Annotated in this window: 22 protein-coding genes; 9 read left to right on the forward strand and 13 right to left on the reverse strand. The window is 64.2% G+C overall.

The features are described 5' to 3' along the window. Positions 1-23: 23 nt before the first annotated feature. From V7066_RS11770 to V7066_RS11780, 3 genes are read right to left on the reverse strand one after another with little or no spacing between them, the layout of a single operon-like run. Complete coding sequence (locus V7066_RS11770; protein ID WP_334183297.1) at positions 24-911, reverse strand: metallophosphoesterase family protein; 888 nt, start codon at positions 909-911, stop codon at positions 24-26. Further along, a complete protein-coding gene (locus V7066_RS11775; RefSeq protein WP_334183225.1) occupies positions 901-1,791 on the reverse strand; it encodes a diacylglycerol kinase family protein in 891 nt (296 codons plus the stop codon). The genes V7066_RS11770 and V7066_RS11775 overlap by 11 nt, the downstream gene beginning before the upstream one ends. Before the next feature lie 38 nt (positions 1,792-1,829). Next, positions 1,830-2,108, reverse strand: a complete 279-nt coding sequence (locus V7066_RS11780; RefSeq protein ID WP_334183226.1) for a hypothetical protein — start codon at positions 2,106-2,108, stop codon at positions 1,830-1,832. Positions 2,109-2,382: 274 nt separating this feature from the next. On the opposite strand from V7066_RS11780, the gene V7066_RS11785 reads away from it, so the two are divergent. Further along, positions 2,383-2,721, forward strand: a complete 339-nt coding sequence (locus V7066_RS11785; RefSeq protein WP_334183227.1) for a UrcA family protein — start codon at positions 2,383-2,385, stop codon at positions 2,719-2,721. Between the two features lie 74 nt (positions 2,722-2,795). Here V7066_RS11785 and V7066_RS11790 read toward each other — a convergent pair whose 3' ends face one another. The 3 genes from V7066_RS11790 to V7066_RS11800 form a co-directional block, all read right to left on the reverse strand. Continuing rightward, complete coding sequence (locus tag V7066_RS11790; protein ID WP_334183228.1) at positions 2,796-3,542, reverse strand: LytR/AlgR family response regulator transcription factor; 747 nt, start codon at positions 3,540-3,542, stop codon at positions 2,796-2,798. A gap of 1 nt (position 3,543) precedes the next feature. Continuing rightward, on the reverse strand, positions 3,544-4,863 hold the full coding sequence (locus V7066_RS11795; RefSeq protein WP_334183229.1) for a sensor histidine kinase: 1,320 nt from the start codon (positions 4,861-4,863) through the stop codon (positions 3,544-3,546). A gap of 126 nt (positions 4,864-4,989) precedes the next feature. Beyond that, positions 4,990-6,513 carry a fumarate hydratase gene (locus V7066_RS11800; RefSeq protein ID WP_086490875.1) on the reverse strand — a complete coding sequence of 508 codons (1,524 nt, stop codon included), beginning with the start codon at positions 6,511-6,513 and terminating at the stop codon, positions 4,990-4,992. 288 nt (positions 6,514-6,801) lie between these two features. On the opposite strand from V7066_RS11800, the gene V7066_RS11805 reads away from it, so the two are divergent. The 5 genes from V7066_RS11805 to V7066_RS11825 all read left to right on the forward strand — a co-directional run bounded on the left by V7066_RS11805 (position 6,802) and on the right by V7066_RS11825 (position 10,239). Then, the gene (locus V7066_RS11805; RefSeq protein ID WP_334183230.1) at positions 6,802-7,407 is read left to right on the forward strand and encodes a protein-L-isoaspartate O-methyltransferase family protein; all 606 of its coding nucleotides are present in this window, start codon (positions 6,802-6,804) and stop codon (positions 7,405-7,407) included. Between the two features lie 2 nt (positions 7,408-7,409). Continuing rightward, a complete protein-coding gene (locus V7066_RS11810; protein ID WP_334183231.1) occupies positions 7,410-8,867 on the forward strand; it encodes a TolC family outer membrane protein in 1,458 nt (485 codons plus the stop codon). An 86-nt stretch (positions 8,868-8,953) separates the two neighbouring features. Then, positions 8,954-9,388, forward strand: coding sequence for a DUF2497 domain-containing protein (locus V7066_RS11815; RefSeq protein ID WP_334183232.1), 435 nt, complete (start codon positions 8,954-8,956; stop codon positions 9,386-9,388). Positions 9,389-9,436: 48 nt separating this feature from the next. After that, a complete protein-coding gene (locus tag V7066_RS11820) occupies positions 9,437-9,868 on the forward strand; it encodes an acyl-CoA thioesterase (RefSeq protein WP_334183233.1) in 432 nt (143 codons plus the stop codon). After that, entirely contained in the window at positions 9,865-10,239 is a 375-nt protein-coding gene (locus tag V7066_RS11825; RefSeq protein ID WP_334183234.1) for a (2Fe-2S) ferredoxin domain-containing protein, read from the forward strand. The genes V7066_RS11820 and V7066_RS11825 overlap by 4 nt, the downstream gene beginning before the upstream one ends. A 6-nt stretch (positions 10,240-10,245) precedes the next feature. On the opposite strand, the gene V7066_RS11830 is transcribed toward V7066_RS11825, so the two are convergent. Beyond that, on the reverse strand, positions 10,246-10,539 hold the full coding sequence (locus tag V7066_RS11830; protein ID WP_334183235.1) for a hypothetical protein: 294 nt from the start codon (positions 10,537-10,539) through the stop codon (positions 10,246-10,248). A 150-nt stretch (positions 10,540-10,689) separates the two neighbouring features. Between V7066_RS11830 and V7066_RS11835 the strand changes: the two genes are divergently transcribed. From V7066_RS11835 to xth, 3 genes are all read left to right on the forward strand, one after another. Continuing rightward, complete coding sequence (locus V7066_RS11835) at positions 10,690-11,115, forward strand: CBS domain-containing protein (RefSeq protein WP_334183236.1); 426 nt, start codon at positions 10,690-10,692, stop codon at positions 11,113-11,115. A gap of 195 nt (positions 11,116-11,310) precedes the next feature. Further along, positions 11,311-11,643, forward strand: a complete 333-nt coding sequence (gene erpA / locus V7066_RS11840) for an iron-sulfur cluster insertion protein ErpA (protein ID WP_147216089.1) — start codon at positions 11,311-11,313, stop codon at positions 11,641-11,643. After that, entirely contained in the window at positions 11,640-12,416 is a 777-nt protein-coding gene (gene xth / locus V7066_RS11845) for an exodeoxyribonuclease III (RefSeq protein ID WP_334183237.1), read from the forward strand. Before erpA ends, xth begins: the two co-directional genes overlap by 4 nt. Before the next feature lie 79 nt (positions 12,417-12,495). Here xth and V7066_RS11850 read toward each other — a convergent pair whose 3' ends face one another. The 6 genes from V7066_RS11850 to dnaQ form a co-directional block, all read right to left on the reverse strand. Further along, entirely contained in the window at positions 12,496-13,167 is a 672-nt protein-coding gene (locus tag V7066_RS11850; protein ID WP_334183238.1) for a cell wall hydrolase, read from the reverse strand. A 197-nt stretch (positions 13,168-13,364) separates the two neighbouring features. Beyond that, a complete protein-coding gene (locus V7066_RS11855) occupies positions 13,365-13,706 on the reverse strand; it encodes a DUF1491 family protein (protein ID WP_334183239.1) in 342 nt (113 codons plus the stop codon). Positions 13,707-13,708: 2 nt separating this feature from the next. Beyond that, positions 13,709-14,191, reverse strand: a complete 483-nt coding sequence (locus V7066_RS11860; protein ID WP_334183240.1) for a PaaI family thioesterase — start codon at positions 14,189-14,191, stop codon at positions 13,709-13,711. Next, positions 14,181-14,642: a PTS sugar transporter subunit IIA gene (locus tag V7066_RS11865; RefSeq protein WP_334183241.1), complete on the reverse strand. Its 462-nt coding sequence runs from the start codon at positions 14,640-14,642 to the stop codon at positions 14,181-14,183. Before V7066_RS11865 ends, V7066_RS11860 begins: the two co-directional genes overlap by 11 nt. 149 nt (positions 14,643-14,791) lie before the next feature. Next, positions 14,792-15,361: a ribosome hibernation-promoting factor, HPF/YfiA family gene (gene hpf, locus V7066_RS11870; RefSeq protein ID WP_334183242.1), complete on the reverse strand. Its 570-nt coding sequence runs from the start codon at positions 15,359-15,361 to the stop codon at positions 14,792-14,794. 24 nt (positions 15,362-15,385) lie between these two features. After that, positions 15,386-16,069 carry a DNA polymerase III subunit epsilon gene (gene dnaQ, locus V7066_RS11875; protein WP_334183243.1) on the reverse strand — a complete coding sequence of 228 codons (684 nt, stop codon included), beginning with the start codon at positions 16,067-16,069 and terminating at the stop codon, positions 15,386-15,388. Between the last annotated feature and the right edge of the window lie 11 nt (positions 16,070-16,080).

A 16,080-nucleotide genomic window follows, 5' to 3' on the forward strand; every position in this document is an offset into this window, starting at 1 on the left:
CCCTTTCTGCTTTGGAATGTCGATCAATGCACCGGTGGATCGACCGGCGGCACCGCGCCCACCGGCGCCACCGGCTCGTCCGGTTCGCGCGGGGGCAGGGCATTCTCGGGGACCTGGTCGATCTGCATCGCCGCGGTCGGCACATGTTCGAGATTGCGGGCGACCACCCGGACGGCATCGCCGTCGATGGTGATCTCGTTGAAGCTGGGCGGGGTCGAGCGGATCCGCTTGGACAGCGTGCCCGCGCCGATCATGCGCAGCGGCCCGGTAAGCGTCTGGGCTGTGAGATCGAACGCGTCATGAATATGCCCCGACAGCACGGCCATGACCTTGCGCCCGGCCAACACTTCCATCGTACGCGTACCGTTGATCGTCAGCAGCTTGCCGTCCTTGGCGCGCCGCTCGATCAGCGGATGGTGCGCGGCGACGAGCACCCGGGTGCCGGCGGGCAGGGCATCGATAGCGGCGAGCGTCTCGGCCAGCGCCTTTTCCGTCACCCAGCCGTTCGACCAGGGAAAGCGCTGCCACTGCGCGCGGGTCGTGGTCTTGAGCGGCACTATCGCGACGCCGGGCAGGTGGAGTTCGGCCTCAACCAGATTCTCGATCGCGTGGAATCGCTTGTAGGGCGCGAAAAAGCGCTCGTAGAGATTGAAGTAGGGAATGTCGTGGTTGCCGACTTCAACCGTGACCGGGATGTCCAACCCCTTGATCCAGCTCGCCGCCGCATCGAATTCGGGATGGCGCGCCCGCATCGTCAAATCGCCGGTGATCGCCACCGCGTGGGGCTTCTCCCGCTCGATGCAGGCTTTCGCCCAGTCCAGCGCGCGCTGATCCTCCAGTCCGAAATGGATGTCGCTCAAGTGGAACAGGCGGATCGGCCCGCCCGCAGAAAAGGAATTTTCAGGAACCATCACGCGTCGTTACCAGATCGACTTCGCAAGTCGCGAGGTAAAACACCTCTTCGGCCGCTCCGTCGAACGGTTCGCCGTCTATCAGGAGGCCCATCGGCTCGCCGGAGGGGCAGACCAGCCTGATCTGGCGATGATTTCCAAGCGAATCATGCGGTCCGTCGCGAAAGTCGCGGTTGAGCAGGGCGATCCCCTGGCCTGCATAGTCGGCCAGCGATTCCGCGTAATAGCCGTTCGCCTCCAGTCCGTCCTCGCCCGGCGTCACGGTAATCGCCGCATAGCCTTCCTCCCGGCCGCAATCGGCCTCGGCGCAGACGACCTTGGGGCCGTTCGCCGACCAGGAAATCGCCTGGGCCGCGGTATTGACGAACTCGACGATGTTCAGCGCGCGCATCGCCTCGCGCACTTCGTTCCAGACCGTGCCGGGACCGGCAAGAATGCCGGTCAGGCCCACGCCGTGGCGACTGGAAATCACCGTCGGCCGGATCGTTTCCAGCGGTCCTGCGCCGAGCCGGGCGATGATATCCGCAGCCGGGACATCGCCGTGCAACCGCTTTGGCAGCATGTTCATCGTGCCGCCCGGCAATACCAGCACCGATCCGCTCCAGCCCGCCACCCCGGCAACCACCGAATGCGTGGTGCCGTCGCCGCCGAAGACCGCCAGCATGTCCACTTGCGCGGCATCGAGCACGGCAGGGGTGGGGGCTTCCTCGTCCGGAAAGCGCAGGGTCCGGCCGACCGGAAAGCCGGCTTCGGCCAGAGCCTGCTCGACGGCCGCGACGGAAGCATCGTCGTTGCTGCCGCTGGATGCATTGCACACGAGCCAGACTTGCGGACTCGGCGTGTCGTCCTTGGGGAAGGGGGGCGTTTCCGTTTGCGTCATCCCGCCAGAAACCGGCCCCGCTCCATCCGGTTCCCGGATTACAGCCTTCCGTTGGAAATCAGCCAAGCGGAAAGACCGTTGAGGATCGAGTACAGAACATAGACCCAGGCCCATCCCGCCGATCCGCCGGCAACCGCGATCATCGCCCCCAGCAACATCGCGAATTCCACCACCAGGCTGAAGCGGCCGCCCAGCGGCTTGAAGAACCAGGGGACCTGGGAAAGCATCCGATGGCCGCTTTCCAGCACCGCCTTGTGAGCGGCGAAGTTGAAGATCCCAAGGAAGAAGACGATCGCAAGTCCCATAAGTCCAGACAAATGGTACTGCTAAATCGGAAATTGCGCCAGCGTTCGTAACGGCTGCGAATTGCCCCGTCCTGATTCGTGACGTTTTCTTTGCAAAGCCGGTAACGCCAAGACGTCGTTCGTCGACGCGGAATGTCGTTCGTCTCCGCGCCCCGGCCTTCGTCGAACTTGGACGGGTCATGGTCGACCCTCGCGTGAAGCGGCCGTGATTCGGAGGCAAACAGGATTCACCGAGCCGGACGCGACACACTCTCGACCAACGGCTCACCCCGAGGAGGAAGAGACGATGTTCAAGACCAACCTGTTCGCCGCTGTCGCCGCCGCCGGATTTGCCTTCGGCGCCATTGCCGCCGCAACCGCCCCGGCTCCCGCTTTCGCCAAGGAAGTCGAAGTGCGCTATTCCGACCTGAACCTCTCTACGCCGGAAGGTCAGAAGAAGCTGGACCGCCGCATCGACACCGCCGCCCGCTCGGCCTGCGGCCTGAACTCTTCAACCACCGGATCGCGCCTACGCAGCGCCGATGCCACCGATTGCTACGCCAAGGCCCGCGAAAACGTCCGCAGTCAGGTAGCCGGTGCCGTCGACAAGGCCGACAACGGCCAGCACCTCGCTGTCGGCCAGTAAACCCCCATCAAGGCTGGTGCGGGAAGCTCTCAAGAGGTCCCATAAAAATAACCCGGATACAAGACTGGCGGGCCTTAACGGCCCGCCATTTTCTTTACCATCGGCAGATAGGTCCGGCCGATCCGCAAGGCCTCGCCGCTGCCGGTCTCGACCGACCAGACGCCCAGTCCCTCGTGCCGCAGACCCGTCACATGGTCGCGGCGCAGGATGCAGCTGCGATGGATGCGGATGAAACGCTCGGGATCGAGGCGCTCTTCCAGACTGGTGATGGTCTGGAGCAGCAGGTAACTCTGCCCTCGCACATGAAGCCGCACATAGTCGCGCTCGGCATCGATGCGCTCGACGTCGGCCGCCGGCACCCGCACGAGTTCGGAGCGGTGCGGCACCCAGAATTCCTCCAGCCACTCGCTGGTCGGCGCAGTGCGCTGGTCTCCACGCCGCGACATCACGCGGCCCACGGCGCGTTCCAGCCGGTCGGGCGCGACGGGCTTGAGCACGTAGTCGATGGCGTCGAGATCGAAGGCCTCGACCGCGAATTCATCGTGCGCGGTCACGAAGATCACCGCCGGGGCATCGGGCTTGCCCGAGAGTCGCCGCGCGACGGTGAGACCATCGGTTTCCGGCATCGTCAGGTCGAGCAGGACGAGATCGGGGGTGAGGGCATCGATCAGGCGCAGTGCGGCCTGTCCGTCGCTGGCAGTGCCGATCACCGATACGCCGTCGATCCGCGAGCAGATCACCTGCATGCGCTCTACCGCCAGCGGCTCGTCATCGACGATCAGCGCGCGCAGCGGCGCGGCCCCGCTCGATTCAGGGGTCATTTCAGGCAAGTCCGGACTCCAGGGGCATTCTCAGGACCGTGGCGAAGCCGCCTTCGGGGCGCTTGCCGAATTCGATGGTGGCCGCTGCGCCATAGCGCGCCCGCAACCGGTCCCGCACATTGCTGAGACCAATCCCGAAACCGCCGGAGTTTTCCGGGCATCCCGGTCCATCGTCGGTAACGCTCATTTCCAGCAAGTCGCCGTCACGCCCTTCCACACGTCTTGCATGCACGGCGATCGTCACCGGCTTCTGTGTGGCCGCGACGGCATATTTCACCGAGTTCTCGACGAGCGGTTGCAGGATCATGCCCGGCACCATTGCACCAAGAACGGAATCGTCAACATCAATCGTCGTCAACAAGCGATTCGGAAAGCGCACGGCTTCTATGGCGAAATAGAGTTTCTGAAGTTCGATCTCATCTACCAGCGCAAGATCATTGGTAGGATCTCCGGAAAGTGTTCGGCGATAGAAGGTCGAGAGGTTCTGGATCATCTTCTCCGCATCGTCCTGCCTGCCGATCATCACCAGCGCGGAAAGCGAGTTGAGTGTGTTGAACAGGAAGTGCGGATTGACCTGATAGCGCAGCGAGCGCAGCTCCGCCGCCGCCGCCGCCCGGCGATATTCACCCTCGCGCCATTCCGCCGCGCGGGCTTCCTCGGCCTTGACGAGCGCGAAGTAGAGCGCCGCCCAGGCCAGGACCAGAAAGTAGCGGCCGAAGGCGGTATCGGTCATGCTCGCCCAATCGCCTACACTCTTGCCGAACAGCTTCTCGGTGCTGATCGTGATCGACGAACTGGTCTCTTCGGTCGAGGTTGTCGTGCCGGTTGCCGAATCGGTCGGCTCGTCGGAAGGGACCGCCTCACTGGGATCGGCCCGCCGCGTCGCAGAGGGAGGCAGGTCCAGAAGGATATTACCGGCTTCGTCCCGGCTGATCCGCACGTTCCCGGCTTTTACGGCTGCCGCCTCTTCCTCGGTGCCATAAGCCTTGGTCGTTTCCATATCGGCGAAAATCGCGCCGTTGATCAGCGTCAGCGCAATCGACAGCGGCAGTGCGCCGACCAGCACGACCACGAAGCGCGCACTGGCCGAGCGCCGGTCCAGCAATTGCAGCAGCGGCCAGACCGCGGCCATCAGCAGCATCGAGAGAATGCAGATCGTCAGCCGCCGGGACACGATCGCCCAGCTCATTTCGTAGTCCAGCACGACACCGCGCAAGGTGGCGACGATGAAATAGCAGGTCCAAAGCGCGGCCAGGGACATCAGGACGAGCCGCGCGGGCACGCGTGGCCGATTGGTGTCGATGGTTTCGGAGGTCGTCATCCTCAGGGGATAGCGCGAAAAAACCCCGCAGCGCCAGTTCCCTGATCGGGCCGGGACCGACATTCGTCGAACCGGCCCGCAGGAGAGTGCCGATCCGGCGGAAACACCCGCCGGATCGGCAATATCTTACGCCGGGAGCAGGTGCTCCTTGGCGATCTTTTCCTTCCACACGAGCGGCGCGAGCTGGTGGACGTTCTTGCCTTCGGAATCGACGGCCACGGTCACCGGCATGTCCTTGACGGTGAATTCGTAGATCGCTTCCATGCCCAGGTCCGCAAAGCCGACGACCTTGGCTTCCTTGATCGCGCGGGCGACGAGGTAGGCCGCACCGCCGACAGCCATCAGATAGGCCGACTTGTGCTTGGCAATGGACTCGGTGGCGGCGGGGCCGCGTTCCGACTTGCCGATGCTGGCGAGCAGGCCGAGATCGAGCATCGTGTCCGAGAACTTGTCCATGCGGGTCGCGGTGGTCGGACCGGCAGGGCCGACGACTTCCTCGCGCACCGGATCGACGGGCCCGACGTAGTAGATCACGCGGCCCTTGAAATCGACCGGCAGTTCCTCACCCTTGGCGAGCATGTCGGCAATGCGCTTGTGCGCTGCATCGCGGCCGGTGAGCATCTTGCCGTTGAGCAGCAGGCGGTCACCCTGCTTCCAGCTCTGCACGATCTCGGGAGTGAGGGTGTCGAGGTCGACGCGGATGGCGCCTGCATCGGGAGCCCACTCCACCTGCGGCCACTCGTCGAGGTTCGGGGTTTCGAGGAAGCTCGGACCGGAACCGTCCAGCGTGAAGTGCGCGTGGCGGGTAGCGGCGCAGTTCGGGATCATCGCGACGGGCTTGCCTGCGGCGTGGCACGGCCAGTCCATGATCTTGACGTCGAGGATGGTGGCAAGGCCGCCGAGGCCCTGCGCGCCAATACCGAGCGCGTTCACCTTGTCGAAGATCTCGATGCGCAGCGCCTCGATATCGTTCTGCGGGCCGCGCTGCTTGAGCTGGGCCATGTCGATCGGCTCCATCAGGCTCTGCTTGGCAAGCTTGACGCAGTGCTCGGCGGTGCCGCCGATGCCGATGCCGAGCATACCCGGCGGGCACCAGCCGGCGCCCATCTGCGGCAGCATCTCGATCACCCAGTCGACGATGGAATCGCTGGGATTCATCATCTTGAACTTCGACTTGTTCTCCGAGCCACCGCCCTTGGCCGCGACGTCCACCGAGACCTTCGATCCCGGAACCATGCTGACCGAGAGCACCGAAGGCGTATTGTCCTTGGTGTTGCGGCGGGTGAAGGCCGGGTCCGCCAGCACCGAGGCGCGCAGCTTGTTCTCGGCATTGTTGTAGGCGCGGCGCACGCCTTCATCGACCACTTCCTGCAGCGACTTCTCGGATTCGAGGCGGCAATTCTGGCCCCATTCGATGAAGACGTTGACGATGCCGGTGTCCTGGCAGATCGGGCGATGCCCTTCGGCGCACATGCGGCTGTTGGTCAGGATCTGGGCGATCGCGTCCTTGGCTGCCGGGCCTTGCTCCGCCTCGTAGGCATCGCCGAGAGCACGGATATAGTCCATCGGGTGGAAGTAGCTGATATACTGGAGGGCGTCGGCGACACTCTCGATGAGGTCGTCTTCGCGGATCGTAACCATCTGCGTCATGGAAATGTGCTCCCGTTTTTCGGATCGCGTGATTTTGCGCGCTCCTTAGACCCGGTTTGGATTTTGCGCAAAAGCGCATTTCACGCGGCGATTCTTGTGTTCCACGCGCTGACGGTTGCATGTTCGGGAACAGCATCGTCAAAGCGTCACGATTGATCGACCAAGAACTTTCAAACCGCTTGGCCTGAAACGTCGCTTCGCCTAGAAGGCACCCCATAAAGTCCGTATTTTGCGGGGGTACAGGCGTCCAGCCGTCCTTTCCCGCGCCAGCATGAGGAATAGGCCGCAATGACCCTGACCGAGGATCGGTCCGCCACCGAAGCACGCCCCGAAGCGCGTACCGCCATGATCGTCAGCCAGCTGCGCACCAGCGGCGTCAACGAGCATTGGGTTCTGAATGCCATGGCCGCCGTCGCCCGCGAGGATTTCGTTCCCGCCGCGATGCGCGATGCCGCCTATATCGACCGTGCGATCCCGCTCGAAAACGGCCGCTTCCTGGCTGCGCCGCTCTTCCACGGCAAGCTGCTGGCCGAAGCCGCCCCGACCCAGGACGACAAGGTCCTGCTCGTGGGCGAGGCCAACGGCTACCTGGCCACTCTGCTGCGTCCGCTGGCCGGTTCGCTGACGGTGGTCGATCCCGCAGAGGTTGCCGGTCTGGCAGGTGAGGGCGGCTATTCGCTCGCCGTGATCGACGGCGCCGTCGAGGAACTGCCCGCCGCCGTTTCGGCCCAGCTGGCCGATGGCGGCCGCGTGGTAACCGGTGTCGTCGCGCGCGGCGTTACCCGCCTCGCTTCGGGCCTGAAGGCGTCCGGCACGGTTTCGCTGCTGCCGCTGATCGAAATGGGGATTCCGGCTCTGCCCGAATTCGCCGCTCCCAAAAACTGGAGCTTCTGAGCATGGCCCGGTTCGCATTGCGTGCCGGGCTGCTCGCGGGGGGATGTCTGACACTGGCACTGGCCGGCGCTTCGGCGCGGGCCGATACCCTGCGCGATGCGCTCATAGCCGCCTACCAGACAAACCCCACCCTTGAATCGGCGCGCGCCCAACAGCGCGCGACCGACGAGGGCGTGCCGATCGCTCGGGCAGCGGGCCTGCCCAGCCTCAGCACGACGGAAACCTTCGTCAGGAACGTGAAGCAGAGCGAAAACTCGCTGACTGCACCGTCGAAGACATTCACTGCGGATGGGCAACTGGGCGTGCCGATCTATTCGGGCGGTGCGGTGAAGAACCGCATCAAAGCCGCGAAGATCCGCGTGGAAGCCGGACAGGCGGACTTGCGCGCGACCGAAGCCTCGATCTTTTCGCAAGTCGTCGCCGCCTACATGGACGTGATCCGCACCGAGGCAATCGTCGGCCTCAACCGCAAGAACGTCAGCGTGCTGGAGACCAACCTCCAGGCCACCAGCGATCGTTTCCAGATCGGCGATCTTACCCGCACCGACGTCGCCCAGTCGCAATCGCGCCTGGCCGTCGCCCAGAGCGACTTGCGCACCGCCGAAGCGAACCTCGCCTCCGCGCGGGAGACTTACATCCGCTTCGTCGGCAGGGCGCCCGAAACGCTGGAAGCGCCGCCGCCGCTGCCCAACCTGCCCGCCACGGCCGACGATGCCGCCGCGATCGCACTCGATTCCAATCCCGACCTGATCGGCGCGCGCGAGCGCACCAAGGCGGCGGACAAGGACATCGACGTGGCAGGAGCCGGGCGCCTGCCCACCCTGCGTCTGTTTGGCCAAGGCAGCTACAACAATTACTTCAACACGCTGGCGCGTGGCGTTGTTGCCGCAAACGTTTCACAGAGCGATTCATCCGCGCAGGCGGGCGCGCAGCTGTCGATCCCGATCTTCCAGGGCGGACTTCCCGCCGCCCAGCGCCGTCAGGCCCAGGCCACCGCCTCGGCCACGCTGGAGCAGGAAATCGCCACCGAGCGCGACGTGATCGCGCAAGTGCGTTCGGCCTATACCTCGTGGAACGCCTCGAACGATCTGATCCGCTCCTCGCAAGTGGCGGTCGATGCAGCGGCGCTCAGCCTGGAAGGCGTTCGGGCCGAGAACTCGGTGGGCAATCGCACCATTCTCGACATTCTGAATGCCGAGCAGGAGCTTCTCAACGCCCAGGTCACGCTGGTGACGGCACGGCGCAACGCCTATGTCGCTGGTTTCACGCTGCTGGCGGCGATGGGCAGGGCCGAGGCCCGCGATCTCAATCTGGACGGCGGAATCCTCTACGATCCGCAGCTCAATTACGACCGCGTGAAGGGCAAGTTCATGGACTGGGGCAACGATCCCGCGCCCGTGGCCAAGTCCACCCGTACCGTTGACACGCCGGTGCAGGACGGGAACATTCCGCAGCAGTGATTGACTGCTCCAATTCGGAGCGATTATCTCGTCGTGTCCGGCGCGCTACAGCATCAACGCCGGACAGCGAGCAGGGGCAAAGTGACATGCGTCAGAGCGGTGAACCTTCGGTGGAGGAGATTCTCCAGTCGATCAAGCAGGTGATCGCGCGCGACAGCCGCGTGGATTCCCGCAGCCAGCGCCGTCCGGCCGAAGATGCGCGGACCACGGTTTTCGACGAGGAAGACGACGTGCTCGACCTCGCCGAGACGACCCAGCTCGCGCCCGAGGGCAGTGACGAACCGGCGCTGCTGCATGACGAAGCCCGTAATTCCATGCGGGAATCGCTGGCCGCCCTGGCGATGCTGTCCGAACCCGGCGCCCCGCCGCAGATCGTTCGCTCGGGCGAGACCTCGCTCGAAGGCCTGACCCGCGAACTCCTCCGCCCGGCACTGGCCGAATGGCTGGACAAGAACCTGCCGCCGATGGTCGAACGCCTTGTCGCGGCGGAAATCGCGCGGATCGTCGGCAAGAAGGGCTGAATTTCCACGGGGCTGGACCTGAGCGCTCCGGGTTCCTAACTCAAGGGCATGGCAAGACCCGACCCTGCGCTGCTCGATCCCGCGCGCTATCCGTTTTCCTGTGAGATCGAGCCGCGCTTCAGCGATCTCGATCTCAATCGTCACATCAACAACGTCGCCATGGCCGGCATGCTCGAAGACGGGCGCGTGCGCTTCTATCGCGCCGCTGCCGGGGAGGATGAGTTCCAGGGGCTGGCGACGATGGTGGCGAGCATCTCGATCGAGTACTTCGGCGAAACGCACTATCCCGAAACCCTGACGGTCCACGGCGCCATCGAGCAGCTCGGACGGACCAGCCAGCAAGTCGTGCAGATCGTGACTCAGGGCGGCAAGCCGGTGGTCTTCGCCCGCACCGTCATCGTCATGGTCGGCCCGGAAGGTCCTGCACCTTTGCCAGAGGATTACCGCGCCCGCGCCGACGAATGGTCGCTGCGAGCATGACCACCTCGCACCACGAGATCGCGAAGGCCGAGGAAGCCCTGGCCAAGGCCGGAGGCGACGCGATCCAGCGCCACATCTTCATCTGCGCCGAACCGCAGAAAGGCGAGTGCTGCTCGCCCGAAAAGGGGGCTGCGGCGTGGAAGTACCTGAAGAAGCGCCTCAAGCAGCTCGGCCTCGACGGAAAAGGCGGGGTCGCCCGCACAAAGGCCGATTGCCTGCGCATCTGCTTCGCCGGGCCGGTCGCGGTCGTCTGGCCCGATGGCGTCTGGTATCACTCCTGCACCGAGGACGTGCTGGAACGGATCATCCAGCAGCACCTGATCGGCGGCGAGCCGGTCGAAGAATTCCGCCTGCACCCTGCGGAGAGCTGAAGCGCTTCAGCTCTCCTGATCCTCGTTCAGCGGGTCCGCCACCGACTCGTCGTGCCCGGTACCGCTGGACAGGAACACCAGCCCCATCAGCGCCGAGGCGAGCAGCATCGTGAAGCCGATGCCCAGCGCCGCGGCGATGTAGAAGTGCACCGAGACCATCCCGTTCGAACGATAGAGCAGGATCACCGAAGCGATCACCAGCGCCACCGTCACGGTCATCATATAGCGCATGATCCGGCGATAGCGCGCCCAGGCGTGGGCTGCCTTTTCGGGATCTTCCAAGGGCGAACGGGGTATCATCGCGCCCATTTGCGCCTTCGCGCGTGCGCCCGCAAGGGACTCGTGCAGTCACCCCGCAGCTATGATAGTCTCCCTGAAACGAGTCCCGAAAGAGGGCCGGAAAAAGGATCAGCGAGGAGCGGGTCGCGGACCCGAAAAGGGAGACTGAACATGACGATCGAGCGGATCATCGCCGGCCGAGAGGCCGTTATCACCTGCCAGGCAGACTGCACCGTCAGCGAAGCCGCATCGCTTCTGGCCGAACGCCGGATCGGTGCCCTGCCGATCTTCGAAGGCGACAGGCTGGTCGGGATATTTTCCGAGCGCGACCTGATCTACCGCCTGCGCGAATTCGGCCCGAGCGTGCTGGGCATGCAGGTCAGCGAAGTCATGACCGCACCGCCGCTCACCGTGGAACCATCAGCCACCGCGCTGGCGGCTCTGGCGCTGATGACCCGGCGCCGCGTCCGCCATTTGCCGGTAGTGGTGGACGGCCGCATGGTCGCCTTCGTATCGATCGGCGACATCGTGAAGTACCGGCTGGATAAGGTGGAATCGGAAGCGGCGGCCATGCGCGACTATATCCAGATGGCGTAATCGGGACTTACATTCCGGTTCAATCACATCGCAGCACTCTTCCTTCGTCATTGCGAGCGCAGCGAAGCAATCCAGGGCAGTCCAACGCCGCTCTGGATTGCTTCGTCGGCTTCGCCTCCTCGCAATGACGGAACCTTAGCGCACGAACCGCCTTGCAACCTTGCCGCAGGGGGCGGGGAAGCCTACATCGCGGGTATGGACCAGCAAACCGTCACACTCAGCCCTTCGGCTGCCTCGCGCGTGGCCGCGATCGCCGAAAAGCAAGGAAAGCCGGCGATTCTTCGCCTTTCGGTCGAAGGCGGCGGCTGTTCGGGCTTTCAGTACAAGTTCGGCCTCGCCGAAGCTCCGGAAGCCGACGACACCGTGACGGAAACCGACGGTGTGCGCCTGGTGGTGGATTCGGTCAGCCTCGACCTCGTGAGCGGCTGCGTGGTGGACTACGTGGAATCGCTTGGCGGCGCCGCCTTCCGGGTGGAGAATCCCCAGGCCGCCGCCGGCTGTGGATGCGGATCGAGCTTCTCCATATGAAGAAGATCGCCACGTTCAACATCAACGGCATCAAGGCCCGCCTGCCCCGTCTGCTCGAATGGCTGGAGGAGACCCGCCCGGCGGTCGCCTGCCTTCAGGAAATCAAGACTCAGGACGAGGGCTTCCCGATCGCCGAGTTCGAGAAGATCGGCTACAAGGGCATCTGGCACGGCCAGAAGGGCTTCAACGGCGTGGCCATCCTTGCCGACGGCGAAATGCCGGTAGAGGTCCAGCGCGGACTGGACGGCGAACCCGAGGACGAACACTCGCGCTATCTGGAAGCCGACGTCTTCGGTCTGCGCGTAGTCTGCATCTACCTGCCCAACGGCAATCCGCTGCCCGGCCCCAAATTCGACTACAAGCTGCGCTGGATGGAGCGCCTGCGCCGCCGCATGGACGCGATCAAGGCCGAGGAAGTCCCGGCGATCGTCACCGGCGACTTCAACGTGATCCCGACCGACCAGGACGTCTGGTCGCCGCCCGCCATGGCCGCCGACGCACTGATGCAACCGGAATCGCGCGACGCCTACTTCCGCCTGCTGGGCGATGGCTGGACCGACGCGATCGCCACCCATAACCCGCGCGGCGGCATCTGGACGTTCTGGGACTATCAGGCCGGCGCCTGGCAACGCGACCACGGCTTCCGCATCGACCACGCGCTGCTCTCGCCGGAACTGGCAGACCGCCTCGTTTCCTGCGGCGTCGACAAGAGCTATCGCGGGCGCGAGAAGTCCAGCGATCATACGCCCGTCTGGGTCCAGCTGCGGGACTGATCCCGTACCGATACGAAAAAGGGGCGCGAAACGGTCTGTTTCGCGCCCCTTTTTCGTGCCTGTCGCCGAGACCTTAATCTCAGCGATAGAAGATGTGATTGTCCACGCGGGCAAGGCGGGTCAGGCGCCAGTTCGGCGAAACGCGCGTGGCGTGGAAGAAGAGGGCGCCCTTCACCGGGCTCTTCCAGCTCTTCTCGACAGCGATCTTGGCCACGGCAACGGCCTCGCGCCAGGCGCTCGACTGCTCTTGAGCCTTCGGCATCTTCTTGCCCTGAATGAACGAGAACTGCGAGGGCTGATAGACCACGCCGCAGTAGCTGGCGGGGAAGCGGCCGGATTCGGCGCGATTGATGATCACGCGGCCAACAGCCAGCTGGCCTTCGAGCGTCTCACCGCGGGATTCGAAGTAGATCGCGCTGGCCAGGCAGCGCATTTCGCTGCTGAGACGGCCGGGGATCGACTGCTGCGCAACGAGCTGCGCGAGCGTGTCGGCGTCGACCTGGCTGTCCTCTTCGTCGGCAGCGCCGGTATCGGCACCCGTGTCAGCTGCTGCGTCCGCCGCATCTTCCCCGTCTTCCGAGGGGAGGGACTGGACGACCGGCTGCGATACGAAGATCGGGTCGAGGGTCGATTTAGCCTGCACCAGAACCGGTGCCAAAGCCGCGGCGCCCGAACCCTGTGCGCCGAATAGGGTGGTCAAAACCGTAGCGGCCAGCGCCACCGCGCTAGCCCACTGAAACTTGGTTCGCATCAAATCTTGATCAAAGGCGGTGAACCAGTCCGACGCAGGCGGGAACGGAATGCCTTCCAGAGGCGTTCACACTCCAAACGATCCTGCCGACGATTCCCCGTCTGCGTGCTAGCCGGGTTGGCCGAAGTGCTACCCGAGCCGCATTCGCGTCTGTGCAGTGGCCATTAACTTGCATCGCGTGCAAGTCAACACCGTTATTAACCAAGCCCGATGAAGCGTTCGGGCTTCGCGACGTCCAGTTCGACGATCCACAAGTCGGGATCCTGCCGTCCGCGCCGCTCCAGATATTCCGAAAAAGCGAGTCGCTCTTCCGGATCTCCGCTGGAATCCTGACTTTTCGTGCAAGTCCAGGCGCGGGTGCCGTCGAGTTGCGGCATACGCTCGTAGAGGCGCGGATTACCTCCATTCTCGATCAGGACGAGCATGATCGTCCCGGCGTCGCGTTCACCTTTGCTGAGAACCGCGCCGAAGCCGCCCTCCATCTCCACCGCGCGGAGGAGGCCGGAAACTTCGAGATGGGCAGGAAGGCGCGCGTCCACGATCAGGAACCGGCGTAGCCCGGCAAGCCGGAAAGGGCGATCCGCGAGCGCATGAAGGTGCCGGTGCCGCGGCCGACTTCGTCGCCGTCCTCATCCACCAGCCGGGATTCCGCAACCAGCACGCGGCGGCGGCCGCTGACCCAGCGGCCTTCCGCCACGATCGTGCCGCCCTTGATCGGCTTGCTCAGCAGCAGGTTGAACGAGGTCGTCAGCAGGAAGCGGTCGGTGACGAGGGTGTTCGCGGCATAAAAGGCCGCGTCGTCCAGCATCTTGAAATAGATCGTGCCGTGCGCGGCCCCGGCGGCATGGAAGCAGTCCGGCTCGACATCGAAAGTGATGCGCGACAGGCCCTCGCCGGGAATCTCCAGGCGAGAGCGGAACATCCCGTTGATCGGTGCCGAGGCGTAAAGGCCTTCCAGCGCCCGCCAGTGCAGTCCGGCGCCGGACACGTCCGGAGCACCGGAATCCGATGCTTCAGGCGGCATCGCGATCGATGACGTTGCTGAGCAGGCTGTAGAGCGCTTCCGGACCGGGCGCATCGATCAGCGCCCCGTGCATGCGCTCATCGCGCATCATGCGCGAGATCGCCGCCAGTGCGTGAAGGTGCGTGGCCCCGGCGTTTTCGGGAGACAGCAGGCCGAAGACGAGATCGATCGGCACGCCGTCGGCGGAATCGAAATCGACCGGGGTATCCAGCCGCATGACGACCGCCACGGGCCGTCCCAGGCCTGCCATGCGGGCGTGCGGAATCGCGATACGGCGACCGAAACCGGTGCTGCCCATTTCCTCGCGTTCGACAATGCGCGCCAGAACCTGCTCGCGATCGAGGTGGTACACCTCAGCGAAAAGGTCGGCGAGACGGCCGAGAATCACATGCTTGCTGTCTGCGCTGGTAGTCACGACGGCGTCAGGCAACAGGGTAAAAAGACTGCTCATCTGCGTTTCTGGTTCTGGCCCAAACGGAATGTCTGGGGTTTAAACGTTCATAACCCCCGGAAAACCGGGGGTTATGCTTTCTTCTCCGAAAAGAAGAAGGGGCTTCTCCGAAAAGAAGTTCAGACGCCCGATCGGCGCCTGGGTCTGCGTCAGTGCGGTTCGACCCAGCCAATCGAACCGTCGCCGCGGCGGTAAACCATATTATGGCGTCCCGTTCCAGCGTTTTTGAACAGCAGCGCCGTGGTGTTGCGCAAGTCCAGCATCATCACCGCATCCGAAACCGTGGCCTCGGGAACGTCCACGCGGGTTTCCGCGATCACCACCGGCGCATCGACTTCGAGTTCTTCCTCGTGCTCGGTCTCCGGTTCTTCGAAGATCGTATAGGCGGCTTCTTCCACCGCAACGGCATAGGCGGTCTGTTCGTGCCGATCCTTGATCCGGCGCTTGTAGCGGCGAAGCTGCTTGTCGATCTTCTCGGCAGCCTGGTCGCAGGCGATGTGCGCATCCTGCGCCATGCCGGTGCCCTTGAGCACGAGGTTCTGCATCACGTGCACCACGATATCGCAGCGGAACGCTGCGGCCGGGGCGCGGCCGAAGGTGACTTGGGACGACAGCGCGCGGCTGAAGTACTTGTCTACGATCGCCGTCAACCGCTCGTTGGCGTGGGTCTGGAGGGCTTCACCGGTGTCGACCTGGTGGCCGGAAACGCGGATGTCCATGAGCGATTACTCCTCTGCTGTGATTCAGGCGCCCCAGAGCGGGGCATCGACCGACTTGAGAAACTCCGCATGAATGAGGAGTTCCTCCTCGGTTGCCGCGTGGGGACGCGGCTGACGAAACGGGCGGTCCTTGCGAATGAGGATTCGCGCTCCCGTCGTGACCTCGGCGGTTTCGGCGAGAAGCTCCAGACCGATCTGACGACCGCCCCGAAGCTCCACGTAGACCTGCGCGAGCAGCTCGGCGTCTAGCAAGGCGCCGTGCTTGGTACGATGACTTCGATCAATTCCGTAGCGCGAGCAGAGCGCATCCAGCGTCAGCTTGGCGCCGGGGTGGCGCACTTTCGCCAGTTCCATCGTATCGACCATGCGAACGAGGTCGACATGCGGATGGCCGCAGCGCTCCAGCTCGAAATTGATGAAGTTGAAGTCGAATTTGGCATTGTGGGCGATCATCGGCGCGTCGCCGATGAAGTCCAGGAAGTCCTGCGCGCTCTGGGCGAACAGCGGCTTGTCGGCCAGGAAGGCATCGGACAGGCCGTGCACGGCTTCCGCTTCGGCGGGCATCGTGCGTTCGGGGTTGAAATAGGCGTGGTAGGCCTTGCCGGTCAGCACCCGGTTGACCATCTCGATGCAGCCGATCTCCACCATCCGGTCCCCGTTCCTGGGGTCGAAACCTGTGGTTTCGGTATCGAAGATGATCTCTCTCATCCCTCTCCATA

The organism is Novosphingobium sp. (assembly GCF_036820275.1).
Taxonomy (GTDB): Bacteria; Pseudomonadota; Alphaproteobacteria; order Sphingomonadales; family Sphingomonadaceae; genus Novosphingobium.